The organism is Fibrobacterota bacterium (assembly GCA_019509785.1).
GTDB lineage: Bacteria > Fibrobacterota > Fibrobacteria > UBA11236 > UBA11236 > Chersky-265.
In genome coordinates this window covers 1-16,457 of sequence record JAEKLQ010000022.1, presented here as the reverse complement: position 1 = coordinate 16,457, position 16,457 = coordinate 1, and the positions used below count along the sequence as shown (strand labels likewise).

Annotated in this window: 12 protein-coding genes; 11 read left to right on the top strand and 1 reads right to left on the bottom strand. The window is 62.4% G+C overall.

What is annotated here, in order from left to right:
* Nucleotides 1–304: 304 nt before the first annotated feature.
* The gene (locus JF616_01425) at nucleotides 305–1,555 is read right to left on the bottom strand and encodes a hypothetical protein (GenBank protein MBW8886390.1); all 1,251 of its coding nucleotides are present in this window, start codon (nucleotides 1,553–1,555) and stop codon (nucleotides 305–307) included.
* A gap of 380 nt (nucleotides 1,556–1,935) precedes the next feature.
* Between JF616_01425 and trpB the strand changes: the two genes are divergently transcribed.
* The 11 genes from trpB to JF616_01370 all read left to right on the top strand — a co-directional run bounded on the left by trpB (nucleotide 1,936) and on the right by JF616_01370 (nucleotide 16,007).
* Nucleotides 1,936–3,186, top strand: a complete 1,251-nt coding sequence (gene trpB / locus JF616_01420) for a tryptophan synthase subunit beta (GenBank protein ID MBW8886389.1) — start codon at nucleotides 1,936–1,938, stop codon at nucleotides 3,184–3,186.
* A complete protein-coding gene (locus JF616_01415; protein MBW8886388.1) occupies nucleotides 3,183–4,061 on the top strand; it encodes a tryptophan synthase subunit alpha in 879 nt (292 codons plus the stop codon). Before trpB ends, JF616_01415 begins: the two co-directional genes overlap by 4 nt.
* The gene (gene pheA / locus JF616_01410; protein MBW8886387.1) at nucleotides 4,052–4,312 is read left to right on the top strand and encodes a chorismate mutase; all 261 of its coding nucleotides are present in this window, start codon (nucleotides 4,052–4,054) and stop codon (nucleotides 4,310–4,312) included. The genes JF616_01415 and pheA overlap by 10 nt, the downstream gene beginning before the upstream one ends.
* Nucleotides 4,312–5,457: a prephenate dehydrogenase/arogenate dehydrogenase family protein gene (locus JF616_01405; protein MBW8886386.1), complete on the top strand. Its 1,146-nt coding sequence runs from the start codon at nucleotides 4,312–4,314 to the stop codon at nucleotides 5,455–5,457. The genes pheA and JF616_01405 overlap by 1 nt, the downstream gene beginning before the upstream one ends.
* Before the next feature lie 28 nt (nucleotides 5,458–5,485).
* Nucleotides 5,486–7,312 (top strand): hypothetical protein, encoded by a 1,827-nt coding sequence (locus JF616_01400; GenBank protein ID MBW8886385.1) that lies wholly within the window; start codon nucleotides 5,486–5,488, stop codon nucleotides 7,310–7,312.
* On the top strand, nucleotides 7,309–8,295 hold the full coding sequence (locus tag JF616_01395) for an NAD(+)/NADH kinase (GenBank protein MBW8886384.1): 987 nt from the start codon (nucleotides 7,309–7,311) through the stop codon (nucleotides 8,293–8,295). Before JF616_01400 ends, JF616_01395 begins: the two co-directional genes overlap by 4 nt.
* Before the next feature lie 22 nt (nucleotides 8,296–8,317).
* Nucleotides 8,318–10,039: a DNA repair protein RecN gene (recN, locus tag JF616_01390; GenBank protein ID MBW8886383.1), complete on the top strand. Its 1,722-nt coding sequence runs from the start codon at nucleotides 8,318–8,320 to the stop codon at nucleotides 10,037–10,039.
* 95 nt (nucleotides 10,040–10,134) lie between these two features.
* Nucleotides 10,135–11,355: a CDP-diacylglycerol--glycerol-3-phosphate 3-phosphatidyltransferase gene (gene pgsA, locus JF616_01385; GenBank protein ID MBW8886382.1), complete on the top strand. Its 1,221-nt coding sequence runs from the start codon at nucleotides 10,135–10,137 to the stop codon at nucleotides 11,353–11,355.
* Nucleotides 11,356–12,132: 777 nt separating this feature from the next.
* Nucleotides 12,133–13,518 carry an exo-alpha-sialidase gene (locus tag JF616_01380; protein MBW8886381.1) on the top strand — a complete coding sequence of 462 codons (1,386 nt, stop codon included), beginning with the start codon at nucleotides 12,133–12,135 and terminating at the stop codon, nucleotides 13,516–13,518.
* A 170-nt stretch (nucleotides 13,519–13,688) separates the two neighbouring features.
* Nucleotides 13,689–14,579 (top strand): TIGR02147 family protein, encoded by an 891-nt coding sequence (locus JF616_01375; GenBank protein ID MBW8886380.1) that lies wholly within the window; start codon nucleotides 13,689–13,691, stop codon nucleotides 14,577–14,579.
* Nucleotides 14,580–14,582: 3 nt separating this feature from the next.
* Nucleotides 14,583–16,007 (top strand): hypothetical protein, encoded by a 1,425-nt coding sequence (locus JF616_01370; protein ID MBW8886379.1) that lies wholly within the window; start codon nucleotides 14,583–14,585, stop codon nucleotides 16,005–16,007.
* Nucleotides 16,008–16,457: the final 450 nt, after the last annotated feature.

Here is a 16,457-nt window from a genome sequence, read left to right as displayed (position 1 = left end):
AGCGTCGACCTGCCTTTATCGGGGGTATTCCCGCACAACCGATACGGCGCAAAAGATACCCATAAGGCCCGATTCTGTATACGGAAATACGCCTTGGAACCGGGAATTAGTGAATCCGACCGGACCGGGAAGGGGGGTATCATGCGCGAAACCCCCCTTTTGGGGACGTCTGGACGGGGTCGGAACCCTGGCCGGCCCCATCGGCGAACAACCACTATTCAGGTCCCCGTAACCGGCCTGGAACCCATCCGATCTTCGGCCCGGAGGGATCCGGACCGTGACCGGGCCCACGTAGTAACCCCGGCTAGGGGAGCTTCACAAGGGTGCCCTGCAGATTTCCTTGGGACGCCTCCCAGCGGTACCGGAAAACGCCGGTCCCCAGGGCAACCGGCAGCGCCAGGGAGCGCGCGGCGCCGCTCGTGTGGACCTGGGCCAGGACCCTGCCGTCCGTCCCGAACACGGTCAGCCGCCCTGCGCCTTTGCCGGTCAGGGACGACAGATCCAGCCGGGAATCGGATCCCGCCACCAGGGAGGGGCCGCGGCCGGGGGCCGCCAGGATCCGGGATTTGCCCGCGAGGCGGGTCGGTCCGGGCTTCTCCAGGCCGAACAGGCCGGCGTCGATGAATTGCGGGCCCTCAACGTTGTGGCAGTGGACGGATAAGGTGTTCTTCCCGACCAAGATGGCGCCGGAAATCGCCGAGGAGAGCGCGTCTTCGTAGTCGGTATTCCAATTCGCCGCTTGGAAGACCTGGGTACCGTTCACGAACGCCTCCATGCCGTCGTCATGCATGAAGCTCAGGTCGTACTGGGAGGCCTTGGCCGTGACCTGGAAGGTCGTACGCATCCAGATATCCGGGTCGGTCCAGGCCGTACCGGTGGCATAGTCGGCCGAGCCGAAACCGCCCTTGCCCGAGGTCCAGGCGGACGCGTCGAATGCGGAGCCGGCCCAATCGGTACCGGGATCGGTGGTGGTGAAACTCCAATCCGCCGGGGCGGCGGCGCGCGCATCCCCGACCAGGGGGGTAGCCTCGAAATCGGCCAAGGCGGCGAGGCCGGCGTCGATGTATCCGGGCCCATCGGTATTGACGCAGGTGATGGCGAGGACGTTCTTCCCGGGCTTCAGGGCGGCTTTGAAATCGTCCGTCAGGCCAGGGGTCTCGTAATTGAAAACGAAAGCGGCTTCCTGGAAAACGGGCTTCCCGTTCAGGAAAATCTGGACGTCTTCATCATGGTAGAGGGACAGCACCAGGGAATTGACGGCTACGTCCGGAAGCGTGAAAGCGGTCCGAAGCCAGATCTGGCCGGTGGACCAGACGGTATTGACGTGGGCGCTGTCCGGATTGCCGCTGCCGAATCCGCCGGCGCCCGTCTGCCAAGCATCATCCACGAAATCGGTATCGGCCCAGGTCACTCCGGGATCATCCGTGGTGTAATGCCAGGTCGCGGGCGCACCGCCGCGGGCATCGGCGACCAAGGGGATTCGGATGGTTTTCTGATCGGCGAGAGCGACTCCGATTCCAAGCAATAGGGCAAAGCGTATAGAAGGATGAATCATGATTCCTCTTTGGAGAGTTGTAGAGCGCGAGCACGGGTTTCCCGGAATCTACCGGTACGATTTCTTCCGAATAAAGTTGCAAGGCATGCGGAAGGACGTCATCGGCCGATAAAATTACTCCCAGCTCGGGCTCACTTGGTCCAGAGCGCTCCAAAATCCGTTTCCGAATTGATCCACTCCGAAATCTTCAGCCCAAAAGGAACCCCCTGCAAACCCCGGTAAAAAACCCCTGGCTGGAGCGCCCGCGAGTCCTGCGCAAGACGAGGATGGAATGGCTCCCGGAAAGCCAAAAAAGGCCGGAAAAACTACCTTTCCACCCCATGGGCACGCGGGTTTCCGTGCCCCGATCAGGGTGTCTTCCACCCGCCAACAGGAGCGTCATGGATCCCCGGCAATATCCCGATCAATGGGGCCGTTTCGGCCAATTTGGCGGAAAATACGCCCCGGAGATTCTCATGCCTGCGCTGGAGGAGCTCGAGGCCCATTACCTGAAGCTGATCGATAACCCGGAATTCCAAAGCGAGCTGCAAGGCCATTTGGCCGATTTCGTGGGGCGCCCCTCTCCCCTTTATTTCGCGGAGCGCATGACCCGCCAATGCGCCGGGTCATCTTTGACCCACGGGGCCAAGATTTACCTGAAGCGCGAAGACCTGAACCATACCGGGGCGCATAAGATCAACAATTCCCTGGGCCAGGTACTGGTGGCCCGGCACATGGGCAAGAAGCGCATCATCGCCGAGACGGGGGCCGGCCAGCATGGCGTGGCCACGGCCACGGTAGCGGCCAAGTTCGATATGGAATGCGTGGTCTATATGGGCCGCGTGGACATGGAACGGCAGGCCCCCAACGTCCAGCGTATGGAGATGCTCGGGGCGAAAGTGGTGCCGGTGGAATCGGGAAGCCGCACCCTGAAAGACGCCATCAATGAGGCCATCCGGGATTGGGTGACGAACATCGAGGGGACGCATTACGTGTTCGGCTCGGTGCTGGGGCCGCATCCCTATCCCCGCATCGTGCGGGATTTCCAGAAGATCATCGGCATCGAGGCCGAAGCGCAGATCCTCGCCAAGGAAGGCCGCCTGCCGGACGTGCTGGTGGCCTGCGTAGGCGGCGGCAGCAATGCCATGGGGCTGTTCTGGAACTTCCTCGCCAAGCCTTCGGTGCGCCTGATCGGCGTGGAGGCCGGGGGCGAAGGCATCGCCACGGGCCGGCACGCGGCCCGCTTTGAGGGCGGCACCTTGGGCGTGCTGCATGGGGCCAAGAGCTATATCCTGCAGACCGCGCAGGGGCAGATCGCGGAGACCCATTCCATCTCCGCCGGCCTCGACTACGCCAGCGTGGGGCCGGAGCATGCCATGTACCGGGACCAGGGCCGCATCGAATTCACGCACGCGACCGACGCGGAAGCCCTGCGCGCCTTCCATGACCTGTGCCGCCTGGAGGGCATCATCCCGGCCTTGGAAAGCTCGCATGCCATCGCGCATGCCATGCGTTTGGCGCCGACCCTCCCTAAGGACAAGTTGATGATCGTGAACCTGTCGGGCCGGGGGGATAAGGATCTGGCCACGGTGATGGCGGCCTCGGGAGCGGCCACCCAGGCCATGGAAAAGAACGGGAAGGGGCGCGCGTGAGTAGCCTGGGCGACAGCACGAAGAGCGTCGGCGATGGCGTGAAAGGCCCGGGCGCTAGCGTGGCTAAGGGGAACCGCATCGACGCCGTCTTCGCGCGCCTGAAGGAAAAGAAGCAGAAGGCCTTCATCCCCTATCTCGTCGCGGGCGTACCCGGGCGCAAAGAGACAGTCGAGATGGTGCTCGAGCTGGAGAAGCTGGGAGCGGATATAATCGAGTTCGGCTATCCCTTCTCCGATCCCATGGCCGATGGCGTGGTGAACCAGGCCGCCGCCAATAAGGCCCTGGAGCTGGGCGTGGACGCGGAAGCCTATTTCGGCATGGTGGCGGACATCCGCGCCAAATCGCAAATCCCCCTGATTGTTTTCTCGTACCTGAACCCCATTTACAAATACGGGATGGAAGCCTTCGCCGTGCGCGCCAAGGCCGCCGGGATGGACGGATTGCTGCTGGTGGACATGCCCGTGGAGGAAGCGGACGCCTTCCGGAAGGTCTGCGACCGCGAAGGCCTGGCCTTGATTTTCCTGGCCGCGCCCACGACCACGCCCGCCCGGCTGGCCAAGATGCTGCAGAGCGGCTCGGGCTTCCTGTACTACATCTCCCGCACCGGCATCACCGGCGAGCGGGATACCTTCCAGCAGGACTTCGAGGCCAAGTTGGGCGCCATCAAGGCCGGCAGCAAGCTGCCGGTGGTGGTGGGCTTCGGAATTTCCACGCCCGCCCACGTACGCACCGTGTGCCGCCTCGCCGACGGGGCGGTGGTGGGTAGCGCCTTGGTACGCCGTACTATGGAGGATAAGCCCTTTCCCGCCATGCTGGCCGATCTGAAAGCCTTCGCCGCCCCACTCATTTCCCCTACCAAAGAATCATGGACCTGAGCGATTGGCGCAAGCGCATCGACGCGCTCAACCTGCGGATGTTGGAGTTGCTCAACGAACGCGCCCAATGCGCGCAAGCCATCGCCGAAATCAAGAAGAAGAAGATGTTGCCGGTGCTGGACGGCGAGCGCGAACGCCAGGTGCTCGAATCCGTTATAACCAGGAATCAGGGTCCTTTGCCGGACGATTCGGTGCGGCGCATCTTCGAATGCATCATGGCCGAGCATCGGCGCCTGGAAGAATCCCACTGATGGAAGGCCGGCCCCAACGCTTGGCGGTGGTGGGCCTGGGGCTCTTGGGCGCATCCCTGGCCGAAGCGGCGCGCAAGCGCTGGCCCGGATTGCAGGTGACCGGAGTCTCGTCCCCCGCCACCCTGGAGAAGGCCAAGACCGCCGGCCTTATCGAGTCCGGCTTTCCCTACGAGGGAATCGACGCGGCCGCGGCGGACGCGGATCTCCTCGTCCTATGCACGCCCATCGATCAGATTGCGGCTTCGCTTGAGGCCTGGGCCCGGCGTCCGGCGCCGTTCCGGCCCGGATCCATCGTCACCGACGTGGGCAGCACCAAGGCCGGCCTGTGCGCCTTGGGCCGCGCGGCCTTCCCCGCCGACGGTTCGCGCGGAGCGGTTTTCGTGGGTTCGCATCCCATGGCGGGTAGCGAAAAGACCGGTATCGAGGCCCGCGATCCCCTGTTGTTCCAGAACGCATCCTGGGTCATTTGCCCCGAATCCGACGGCCTCCCGCCCGAGCAGGCGGGCCGCGTCGGGGAAGCGGCCGATCGCTTGCGGCTTTTCGCCCAAGGGCTGGGCGCGCGCGTCACGCGCATGCCGGCCGGACTGCACGACCGGGTGGCCGCGCACGTTTCCCACCTCCCCCAATTGCTCAGCACCGCGCTGGCCGCCTACGTGGGCGGGCGCCGGGACGTGGTCGAAAATTGCGTGCAAATCGCCGGGGGCGGCTTCCGCGACATGACCCGTCTGGCGGCGTCCCAGTTCCACGTCTGGGAACCGATCCTGCGGACCAATCGCGAAGCGGTGGCCGAGGCTTTCCGCGGCTTTCGCCTGCATCTGGACGGCCTAGAGACCGCCTTGGACGGCGACCTTGGCGCGGGATACTTCCGCGAGGCCAACCGGCTGCGGGCGCAACTCTCGACGGCGAAGAAAGGCTTCGCCCTGCCCCTCTCGGAAATCCTGGTCGATCTCGAGGACAAGCCCGGCGAACTGGTCCGGGCCTTCGCGCCCCTGGCGGAAGCCGGCTTGAACGTACTGGACACGGAGATCCTCAAGGTACGCGAAGGCGAGGGCGGGGTTTTGATGATGGGCTTCCCCGGGGCCGTGGCGGCCGAGAAGGCGATCGCCGCCTTGCGGTCGGCCGGCTTCAAGGCGCGGACTAGGTAACATGGGCGTGACGGTAGGGTCGGAGGTAATGACTTTGGAGATCAAGCGGAGCAAACGCCTCAAGGGGCAGCCGTCCCTGCAAGGGGACGGACTCACCGGCTACCAGGCCCTGCTGATGGGCGCGCTGGCCGAAGGCCCCACGCGCCTGGAGAACCTGCCGGATTCCCCCTGGTTCCGCGACATCCTGCAGGATTTCGTGCGCATGGGCTATGCCCAGCAGGCCCTGGACGGGCAATGGATCATCCACGGCGGAACGGATCCGGTATCCGGGGAGGAGCCGCTGCGCGTTCGCCATGAGGCCGAATTGCTCACCCTCGCCGGTTTCCTGGCCGCCAAAGGCTGCCGCCGGCCGCTGGCGATCGATCCGGCCTGCGTGGCCGGCGAAGCCCTGGAGCTGCTGGGCCGTATCCTTAAGCTGGAAGCGCCCGCCTCCACCGTGCCCGCCCACGAGGTGGGCCTGGCCCCGCCGGCGCCGGGAGCCGATGCTTCCGGATCCGAAGCCGATCCGGAAGAATCAGAACCCGATCCGTTCGCCGCCGAGAATGCGCGTATCGCCGAAGCCGGTTCGGAAAGCCCGTCCATGGCCGCCTTGCGTCGCCTGGAAGCGGAAGAGGCCGGGGATTCGCCGGAAACCGCGGACCCTGATGCGGCGGAGCCTTCCACTAAGGCAACTCCTCTTTCGGCGGTTAATCTGGCTTCGGAGACGAGCCTCCCCTCGGATGCGAGCCTCCTGTCGGAGGCGAGCCTCCTGTCGGAGGCTTTATTGATACAGGCGCCTAGCGGGCTCACTCCCAAGGTCGCCGCGCTCTTGCATCCTTCCGCCGCGGCGACGGCGACTTGTAAGCCCGCCGATTTCGGGTGGGATGAGTTCCAGGCCAAGCTCGCCTTGCTCTCGTACCATCTGGCCGCGGGGCAGGCGTTGGACCTCGCCCTTACCAAACCGGGACCGGATTGGCTGGAAACCCTGGCGGCCCAATTCGGCGGGCCCATCAGGACGGAGAAGAACGAGGCCCCCGAAGGCGACGAACTGGCGCGCCGTATCGCCCGGCAAATGCGCGCCGCGGGCAAGAGCGAGCCCCAGGCCCGTATCCGCCTGGGCGCGGGGGCCAAGCTCAAGCCCATCACCTACGTCGTTCCCGCCGACATCGCCTTGGCATCGGCATATTGCCTGGCCGCCACCCTCATCAAAGGCTCGGACGTCACCCTCGAGAACGTCCCCTTGAACCCGTCGCGGGCCGGCTTCATCGCCGCCCTGCGGCGCATGGGGGCGGACATCGAGGTCATCAGCCGCCGGGAGCGGAACGGCGAAGGGTTGGGCCTCTTGCGCGTGCGTTCGGCGGACCTGTTCGGCAAGCGTTTCGCGGCCGAGAACCACGCGGGCATGCGCGACGAAATCTTCCTGCTCATGGTGGCGGCCGCCTTCGCCGAAGGCGAGACCGTGATACGCGATATCGCCTTCCTGCGCAGGCATGATCGCGATCTGCTGAAAGGCTTTTCGGCCGCCTTGAAGGCCGCGGGAGTGGAGATCGGCGAGATCGAGGACGGCGTGGTCATCCGCGGACGATCCGATTACGACGGGAGCGCCTACGATTGCATGGGCCATCCCGGCCTGGCCCTGGCGGCCGTGGTAATGGGCCTCAAGTCGCATGGAGCATCCACCCTGCGCAATGGGGAGTGCTTGGACGGCCGATATCCGGGATTACTCGGGCAAATGGCAGGCTTGGCCGCGGCCGACAAGACGCAGGACAAGGCACAGGATAAGACCCAGGAAAAAACGCCGGAGAAGCCGGGAGCGGAAAAGGGAATGGATAAGGGAACGGATAAGGCCGCGGATAGGCAAGGGGGGAAGCCATGAGCCCGCGCAAGCCGGCGATCGTACCGCCGGTCCCGGAGCAAGATCCGGGTCCCATCGCCTTGCACGATACCCATATTACCTACCCGAAGAAGGAGGTGCGCAGCATCGGCGCGGTGGCTTTCTCCGGGAACATGGCCCCCGCCCTCGATCTGCTGGCCCGTTGGGCCGAAGAGAATCCTTCCATCCAGATCTTCACGAACGAGTACTTGAAGCCCTTCGCCCGGCAAACCATCAGGCCTAAGCCCGACGCCTTCCTGCGCACCAAGGTCGATATGATCCTTTCCCTGGGCGGAGACGGGACGTTCCTCTCGGCGGCGCGCTTGGTCCACGGCGCCTCCACGCCCATCCTGGGCGTCAACCTGGGACGCGTGGGGTTCCTCGCCGACGTCGCCCTCGACAACCTGCACCGCATCCTGGATGAGATCCTCCGCCGCGAATACAGCTTCCGCCGGCGCATGCTGGTGGAGGTCGAAGTCTTCAAGGGCAACAAATGCCTGCTGCGGGACATCGCCATGAACGACGTGGCCTTCACCGGGCAGATGGGCCACCAGATGGTCGATTTGCGCGTCACCGCGCAGGGCCGCTTCCTGACCGATTATTGGGTGGACGGTTTGCTGGTCTCCACGCCCACCGGCTCGACCGCGTATTCCCTCTCTGCCGGAGGCCCCATCATCCATCCTTCCGCCGATTCCATTCTGCTGACGCCCATGAACCCGACCTCGCTTTCCGTGCGGCCGCTCATCCTGCCGGACTACATGCAGATCAGCGTACGCAGCAACCTGGGCCGCGGCGAAGAAGTGAACATGTTCGTGGACGGCCGCAACCAATTCAAGCTGCGCCCCGAGCACACCGCCCTCATACGCAAGCATAAGGATGGAGTGCTCCTGGTCCGCCCCAAGGGCTCGTCCTACTTCGAATCCCTCCGCTCCAAGCTGGGCTGGACGGGTTCGCGCCATGCGCGCGACGGCGCGGTAACGCCATGAATCGCATCCCGGAGGGCAGCCTATGCTGCGCGAACTGAAGATCCGCAACCTGGCCATCATCGAAGCCGCCGACCTGCAATGGGCGCCGGGCTTCACCGCGGTCACCGGCGAAACCGGCGCGGGCAAATCCATCCTCCTCAACGCCCTGAAGTTCATCCTGGGGGCGAAGGTAAAGGCCGATCTCATCCGCCAATCGGCGGACAAGTTGAAAGTGGAAGCCGTATTCGGCGTGCCGCCTTCCAAGGCCTTGCGCAAGGCCCTGGAGAAAATGGAGATCGATCCCGAAGGCGACGAGCTGGTTCTGGAACGCGAACTGTCCCAAGCCGGTAAGAACCGTTGCCGCGTGAACGGCACCTTGGTGACCCAGGCGGCGCTGGAGGAAATCGGTTCGCATCTGGTGGATCTGCACGGGCAGCACCATCAGCAATCCCTGCTCGACCCCGCCACCCACCTGGAATTCCTCGATGGCTACGCCAAGCTCGAGAACCAGGCGGAAGCCTACCAATCCGCCTGGCGCGCCTGGCGCGCGGCCGGAGATAAATTGCGGGAGGCCGAAGAGAACGCCCGGCGCGTGCGCGAGCAATACGACTTCCTCAAATTCCAGGCCAAGGAATTGGAGAAAGCGCCGCTGGCCCCGGGCGAAGAGGAACGCATCGAATCCGAACTCAAGATGCAAAGCTCGTTGGAAAAGATTGGCTCGGGCATAGCGGCTTCGCTTTCCGTGCTCGACGGCGAAGACGGCGACATGCTGGGGGCGCTGGCGCGCCTGCAACGCGAGCTGCAAGCCCTGGGCAAGGCCCTTTCCCCGAGTCCCTTCGACGCCCATCTCAACTCCCTGGACGCGGCCCGCGCCTCCCTTTCCGATCTGCGCTCCGCCCTACGCGCTTTCCGCCTCCCGCAATCGGCCGATGCCGCCAAGCTGGACGAACTCAATGCCAAGCTGGCCCTGATCCAGAAGCTGAAGGCCAAGTACCATACCGATCTGGCCGGGTTGATCGAACTGCGCGACCGACGCCGCGCCGATTTGGACGCTTTCGAAAACGCGGAAGCCGATATCGGCGATCTCAAGTCCAAGCTGGGCTCCGCCTTCGCCCGCGCGGCGGAACTGGCCCAAGTCCTATCGGCCAAACGCCGGGAGGCCAGCCGAGGCTTCGACAAGCTGGTGAACGAAAAGCTCCAGGGCCTGGGCATGGAAGGCGCGCGCTTCGAAACGCGCATCGCCCCCGCTCCAGCTTCTGGAGCGGGCGCTCCGGCCTCGGGAGCGCCCGCCCCGGCTTCCGAGACGGCCGCCCTCACGGCGACGGGGGCCGATCAGATCGAATTCTTCCTGGCGGCCAATCCCGGCGAACCGGCCAAACCCTTGCGCCAGATCGCTTCGGGCGGCGAGATTTCCCGCATCATGCTGGCCATCAAGGCCGCGCTGGCCAAGAGCGATCCGCGGCCCTTGCTCGTCTTCGACGAACTCGATACCGGCATCGGCGGCGTCACCGCCAACCGCGTGGGCGAAGCCCTCAAGGAGCTGGCCGGGCATCATCAGCTCATCGTCATCACCCACCTGCATCAGGTCGCGGCCCAGGCCGCCCAACAGCAACGCGTGGTGAAGGAACTGGAAGGCGGCCGCACCATCACCAAGGTCCTCCCTCTCTCCCCCAAGGAACGCGTGCAGGAACTGGCCCGCATGATGGGCGACGAAAGCTCGCAGGCGACCCTGAAACATGCCCGGGAAATCCTGGCGCAGACCTGAAGCCGAGGGGATGCTAACGGCCGCCAGGGGATGCCGTTCGCGGCCCCGCCCTGCGGCCCATCGCCCCCGCTTAGGGGAATTCCTATACTTACCCCATGGCAGAGATCCCCGCCGGCACGGCCGCCGCGGCCGGAACGGAATCAGAGCAGGCCCGGTTGGAGCCTAAGCGCAAAGCGGGCCGCGCGTGGGTCCTCACCAAGATGGGCACCTTCGCCGCCACCTTGGTCTGCCTGTTCCTGCACAAACCGCTCGCTGGCGCCCTGTTCCTTTCGGCTTCGCTGGCCATGGGCTTCTGGGCCTCCTTCAAGCTGCAACTAGAGGACATCGAGCGCCCCCTGGCCCTATTCTGGCTGGAGCTCGGCGAGAAGCTGCTCGGGAACCTCATCTTCCTGGCCATCTTCCTCAATATGCTGTGGGATCCCAACGAAAACTTCCCCACCATGCTTTGCGCGGGCCTAATCACCCTCACCCTGCGCAACGTCTTCTACCTCATCTTCTCCATCGCCCTTCTCAAAGAGCACCGCGAGCTACCGCTCAAGACCATCTGGAGCAAGATCACCACGCTTTCCCTCAACGTCACCATGCTCCTCTACACCTGGAACTCGGAGCATTACTCCCGCATCATGATGGTCGTCAGCATCCTCATGATGATCGCCACCAGCATCGGCTACCTGTACTTCTACTACCGCGATCCGCAATCGCGCAAGCCCGTCTCGCTCGCGACGCAAGTGACCTTCAGCCGCATCCTCCTCACCCCCGTCTTCATCTGGGTCTTCTTCTACGACAACAACCTGGTCTACCAGGACAACCATCTGGTCTTCAAGATCCTGGCGGCGCTATTGGCCATCTTCTTCGTGATCAGCGACGGTCTCGACGGCTACCTGGCGCGCAAACGCGGCGAGGTCAGCCAATTGGGCAAGTACTTGGATCCCTATTCGGACAAGATCTCGAACATGGGCATTTTCCTCTGCTTCCTGGCTTCGGGTTACGCGGCGGTGTGGATGGTGGCCGTCATCTTCTTCCGCGAGTCCACGGTGGAAACCCTGCGGACCCTGGGCGCGGCTTCCGGGGTGACCATCGACGCGCGCCGGAGCGGGAAATGGAAGACGGCGCTGCAAGGGGTGGCCATCATCACCATCCTGGTGCTGGAGATCGTGGATACCTTGCTACGGCGTTATGCGCCACATACGCCCTACTGGCCGGATATCTGGGCGTATACCCCCTATGCGCTGATGAGCATCGTGACTTTGGTGACGTTTCTTTCCGGAATCGATTACTTCGTGGCGAACAAGAAAGTCCTCAAGGAATATTTTTAGGGCTCGCTTGGCGCACTCTTAAGGTTCGTTCTCGCGGCGAGGTTCTTGGCGCGAGCGTGGCTTGATCTTTAGGGCCGGCCGGTCTGCGGGGGTGCGTGGCCGGCTCGGCTACTCGCTTTCCGCAATTGCGGTCCATCCACGGTCTGGGGAATGGATGCCCGCAATAGACTTCGCGGTCCTTCTTGTGGGTGTGCGGGCTTTCGATTCCCTGGTTACGATTCCATTCCCCAGCCCGTGACGCTCGTAACTCGCCGGCCACGCACCCCCGCAGCCCGTCCGTCTCTCACGCGCATCAGCCGCGATCGCGGCCCGGTCTGGCTGACCCGCGCATGACCCGTTAACTGCGTCGGGAGGGCCTTAAGTCGTTATCGGTATTGAATGCGGTACTGGCGGTCGGGACCGCATCATGGCTGCCCCCGATAGGGATGATGAAGTGATATCAGACAACTGTTTTTTTCCCGTTATTCTGGGGATATAGGTCAACATCGGGGTATCTTTTCAATATAAGACCTTAAGAGGGATCCTCATCCTGGTCGGCGCCCTTCTCAACGGAGGCTCATTATATTCCCTCAAAAATTCGTATTCACGGCCGCAATTGTAATCCTCATAAATGCGTCGGCAAATTGCCAGACGGTAAATATCGCAGGCACCGTTGTTGACAGCTCCACATCGCAGGCCATTGCAAGCGCTTCGGTCAAGCTCCTCGAGCTCCCGCAATTCTCGACGACAACAGCAGCAAATGGAATCTTCACGCTTACCGGAACGGCAACGAGCATTTTGTCGCGAAACACCCGTCAATCCGCGCAAGGGAAAATCATCCTTGATGAAAAGCAAATCTCGATTTCGGGTATAACCCCGCTCTCCACGGTGAGTATCGAAAGTTACCTGGCGAACGGATCGCGGATCTATCCTGCTTCTTTGCTGCAGAGCGGCAACGCAAGCCAGACCGCCCTTTTCGCGGTATCATCAAAAAGCCATTTATCAAAGGTCGGCGCAAATTACACGCTCTACATCAACGCGACTGGTTACTCGGGCAGGCAGATCAGCGTAGCCAATACGCAGAGCGCTGTCGGGACAATCAAACTGTTACCCCTTACCGTCGAAACCGGTGTCTGGACCAATGTTACTCCGGCAGGCTTCACGCTCGATTTCGATTTTCACGGGACTAGCCAGAACTTCGGGGCGATGGATGTCCTTGCCGACCCGGTTCGCCCTAATGATGTCTACGCGTTTTCTTGCTATCAAGGCGTTTGGAAGTCGACCAACGCCGGCGTAAACTGGACGAAAATCACCGCAACCGGCGTGATGGACGCCGGCCGCGCGTGGGGTGAATGTATCGACCTCAATCCAAATCGCGATCCGAATACTCCGCCGACAATGTGGGCATGCCAGGGATACGGCGTTTCGGGCATTTTCAAATCCACCGACGGCGGTGTAACATGGGCCAACTACGCGATCCCCTTTGGCGGAAACGCCAATAGCGATCCGTACTCACCGCAAGTCGACCCGTTTGACGCGAACCATCTCATCACCGGGATTCATGAGCAAAGCGGCGTTGCGGAATCGGTGGACGGTGGCGTCACGTGGCACGATGCGAGTGGAGACATGAATGGGGGGATTTCGTGGTATCCGTTCTTCATCAATACCGGCAGCGCCGCCACCACGCGAACAACCTGGATTGCCATCGCGCAGGTGCAAGACGGCTCTGCAGGAACGGTCAGAACGACCGACGGCGGAACGCACTGGACCAAAGTCTCCAGCAACGAGCATGCGCATGGAGGGACCCAGATTTATCAGGCGGGCGCGGGTGGTGTCGTATACATCAGCGGTGACAATGCGAAAGAAGGCAAAGGGATATCGCGCAGCACCGATTTGGGAGCGACGTGGACCCATGTCGGTCAGGATCTCAGCGGTGGGAGCGTATACGGAACGCCTAATCATGTGTACTCCAGTTGCAACGGCGCGACAAATGCTTACCAGAATCCCTACTTTCAGGTGGGCGATAGCAATGGACAATCCTTCGTATGGGCGACTTCGGCGGTGCCGGCGGGTATGACCAACGGGCCAAAGGTTACCGCAGTGACCTATGATGCATCGATTGGCAAATATGTACTCGTTGGCGGTAGCTGGTCCGCCGGAATCTGGCGATACATCGAACCGTAAGGCGACGATGAGCGCAGATGGGGGCAGCGCAAGCATCTCCTGTTATCCATTATTAATAGTTTCAAATACTTAAATCCCCAAAAAATCACCAAATAATGGGATTTTTTGCCGTATAATTGAAATAAATCGTTATCACTATCTTAAAAATTGATTGACTACCACCGGGTCATGTGGCATCTTTACTTTTGGGAGCGATCTACGCCATGGAAGCCAAGCCGCATATTGAGGAAGAGTCGCCGCCGAACGTGTATCGGTATGACGATTTCCGGGCTTTCCTGAAAGAGAGCTTCGCGTGGAAGAAGGCGCAGGATAGCGAGTATTCCTATCGGCGCTTCGCGAAGGATGCGGGGATTTCCAATCCGGGGTATTTGCTGGACGTGATCCTCGGGAAGCGGACCTTGAGCGACAACGCCATCAAGAAGACCGTGGCCGCCTTCGGGTTGAACGAGGCGGAAGGGGAATTCTTCAAGCTGTTGGTGGATTTCGGGCAGTCCAAGAAGGACGCGCAGCGGCAGGAGATCTATCAGGAAATCCTGTACCGCCGCAATCGCAGCCGTTTCGCGCGCGTGAGCCCGCACTTGGTCAAGTACTACCAGGACTTCCATTATCCGCTGGTGTACAGCGCCTTGCATGCCTTCGAATTCCGCGGCGACTATGAAGCCTTCGCTGCCGTGTTCGATCCGCCCATCGCTCCGGCGGCCTTGAAGAAGTATATCCGGGAGCTATGCGAGTGGGAGCTGGTCAAACAAGGGGGCGACGGGCGGTACCTGGTGACCGAGTCCTTCGTGGAGCCGCCCGTGACCATGGGCGCCTTGGTGCGCCGCCTCAACCGGGAATGGATTCTGCAAGCCGCCGAGGCTCCCTTCCGCTTCGGAACCGATGAGCGCCACGTTTCCACCTTGTTGCTTTCGGTGAGCGTGGATGCCCGCAAGCGTTTGCACGGCGAGATCGAACGCTTCCGCAGGGAGGTCCTCGATATCGTGGCGGGCGACTCCGGTAAGCCGGAATCGTTGATGCAATTGTCCATCCAGTATTTCCCCAAAACCAAGAAGCGGAAATAGCCTATGCGCTCCTTGCAGCCCCTTCTCCGCATCCTTTCCATCCCGGCGGTCCTCTGCGCCATTGGCTGCATCTTCTCCACCGACGAGAAGGTCGCCGGGGGCGCCCAGGATTTCCCCAACACCGTGACCTTGGGAACGGCCGCCTCCACCCATATCGATGACCATACCGGTTGGGACCAGTTCTCCGTCATCCCTTCCAGCCTGCCTACCTTCGCCGACGCCGAGTCCCTGGTGGTAGACCCCGATACGATCCCGTCCGCGCCCAAGATAGCGGCAGGCAAGATCAGCGCGACCGCCGGCTCCGCTGGAGCAGCTAACGCCGCTCTTTCCGATACCTTGTATTGGGACCTCTCCGACACGGCTACGCTCAAGGTGGTGCGCCTCATCCGGCAAACCGAGACCGCATTCAAACTCAAAGGCGACACCGTCACCTGGCGCTATGGCGGAAACCTGATCGCCGGCCAACCCGCGTTGGGGGTCCTGCTCGAATCCAAAGGCGCCGAAACCCTCATCGCCACGGGACGGCGCACGGGCTTCCGCTACGAGAACACCGATTCCGCCGGAGGCTTCGATCGCGCCATCTTCCTGCAGAAGCTTCCCGCCTTGCTTCCCGCGGGCTTCAAATACAAGCTGCTCATCGTGCTGGCTTCGCCCGAGGGCAAGTTCGACGTGCAAGCGGGCGCCCGCCCGGCCTTCTACGCCTACGCGCGCACCCGCACCGTGGACGGCGCCGCGCCCGATACCACCGAGTCCTTCGAGATCACCGATGCCGATGGCGACGGGGTCCTCTGGGGCGCGGGCGATTCCGGAGTCGTGGAATTCAAGCAGAAGACCCCCAACCCGTCCGGGCGGCCCACGGTAGACCTGATCGTGCAACGCATGCGCGCCATCCTCTTCAAGGACGAATCCCGCACCTATCCGGTTTCCTTCCATGAAACCCGCACCGAAAAGGACGGGAAGAAGGTCGTCTTCTCGGTCCGCGGGGTGCGCAATGGCGAAGACAGCACCTTCGAGCCCGGCGATACCGCCTGGGTGACCGTGCAAACCGATTTCCCGGACGGCGCCAAGATGGTGTCGAAGACGGCGAAGTACAAGGTGGAATTGGGCGGGGAGCCGAAGCGCTTCGCGGACAACAAGCTCCTGCATTACAGTCTCGAAGCCACCTGGCACAAGAACGATTCCCTGGTAACGACCTCGTTCACCTTCGCCCCGTCCCAAGCGGTGCCGTCGGCCCAACTCTCCATCAACGGCGCCTTGGACTTGTCCGCCGCCCTGGCCAATGGGCATTCCGCCCGGGCCATCGGAACCTTCCTGGACAAGATCATCGAGGCCGACGTGACCGATACCGACAAGGTCGGGAAGGTCCGCCGCTACCATGCCAAATGGACCGCCCAAGGCGTTCCTATCAGTCAGAGCAAATTGCCCTGAAATCGACCGGCCCGGTCGGAGACTTCGGTCGATGACATGGGCCGATGGCCTAGCCCGGACCGGCGTCGAAACGTCAGCCCGCGCCTTCCCAAGAAACCTCCCAGCCAACCGGTCGCGGCCAACCCTTCCCATCCGTTATCCTTTTCCCCATCCATGGTACCGAGAACTTTAACACGGACTCCCTTTCCGTTATCGGTTTTCATAGCAACAATTCGAATATCGATCTCATTTATCCCCATTTTTAATCAATTTAGCCCAATTAAACCCCAAAACGGTGTTATCATATACATGATTAGTGATTGACTGTAGCCCGGTTCCGGGATATCTTATGAGGGACACATGAACCCATGCCGGAGTTGCCGGCCTAGAAAGGAAGAACTCATGAACCGAATCCTCTTCAGCCCCGCTCTCCGCTCCCTGGCCCTGGCCGGCGCCGCCGCCTTGGCCTTC